Here is a 1,516-nt window from a genome sequence, read left to right as displayed (position 1 = left end):
GGGGGGTTTGGATGGCTTCTGGTTGCTGGGTGTTTTGATGTGCACGTCGTAGCGGGGTGCTGGACGCTGGTTGCGGTGGCCGGCTGGTCGACCGGGTCCGGGGCGGGAGGGTTTCGGTGCACTGGCGGGACAGGCTGCTTTCCGGCGGAGGTGCCGAAAACCTCGACGGACACGTGCTGGTGTAAGTCGTTGTGGGGCTGCGGGTTTCTCCCACGGCCGCCGGATGTCGACGGTGAGTTCACGAGCAAGGCGCAGCTGGGTGTAGGCGGCCAGGAGCAGCCAGGTCCATCTATCCGCGGCGGCGGGGTCGCGGGGTTTCGGGACGTTCCAGCCGAGGGTTTGTTTGAACATGCGGAAGGTGTGCTCGATATCGAACCGCCGCAGAAATGCCTGCCACAGCACATCGACCTCGGCGGCATCCAGATCGACGACCGAATGCCACAACCACACCGGTTTTGGGATGGCGCCACTGGGCAGCCGGTCGACGTCGAGTCGGATCACGGTGCCGTCGAGCACCGGCAGTTTCCCGGCCTGGGAAGTCCAGGATGACCGGTGAGTAAGCCTGGGGTGCAAGCGATTCCATGACCGTGCTGTTGCCGGTCCGTAGAGGCGGGTGTCGGTCGTGACGGCTGTGTCGGGCTCACCCCAGGTCGCGGGATCGCCGAAGACGAACTCCCCGCCGTGCCTGGGTGGGCGTCCGGTCGTCCCGGGCTGCCATGCGGGTGCGCGGCGGCGCAGGACCCGGTCCGACCGCATCCGGCCCAGCACGGCCACGGGCAGATCTGCCAGCAGGAACGCCAGCCGGGGTGCGTCGTAGCCGGCATCGGCGACGATCCAGATATCCGGATCACCCCCTCGCCAGTGCCCGGCCTCGATCAGGTTGCCGATCACGGTGCGCAACTGGTCCGCGGTCACCGTGGCGGCCTCGTCACCGGGTGCCAGCCGCACCGCATCCAGTGGCGCGGTCCAAGAACTACGCCCCGATTCCAAGGCGCAGACCACCGAGTACGGCCAGCCGGGAATCATCTGATGGGTGTTCTTGGCACGCCCGTAGGTGTGACACAGTATCCGCTGCGGGCAGGTATGCGCTTCCGGTCGCAACCAGGAGGTGATGTCCACCGCCAGCACCAACCGACCGTCCGCGGCCCGCGGCAGTGGCACCGAGACCAGTGCCCGCCGCAATCGTGCGATGTCGATCCGACCACGGTCCAGTGCCGCATAGACGCTGCCGTGGCCCCGGCGATGCTCGCCGACCAGTGACAGCTCCGGCAATGACCGCACCGGCCCGTCCGCGCACAACACCGCGTCCACCACATCGAATACCGCGTCCGCCCGCCGGGGCAGGCACCGATACAACTCCTGCCGGAACGCCGACAGCTCCCCGACCGCACCGGCGCAGCCGGTGTCGTGCACACTGTTCACCGAAGCCCTTGGTTATCGAAAGTCTTTCTGTCGCAAGGAGACATGATCAACCAAGGGCTTCACCCATGATCACCCGGGGTATTGAAAACCCAGC

At 66.8% G+C, this 1,516-nt stretch carries 1 protein-coding gene; it reads right to left on the bottom strand.

The annotated features are described in order from the left end of the window. Window positions 1–1,422: NF041680 family putative transposase (locus ACWEO7_RS39460; protein WP_452430950.1), on the bottom strand; the 1,422-nt coding region annotated here is incomplete at its 3' end. Window positions 1,423–1,516 lie beyond the last annotated feature (94 nt).

This window comes from Nocardia sp. NPDC004260 (assembly GCF_053603155.1).
This window is presented reverse-complemented; position numbering and strand designations above follow the sequence as displayed.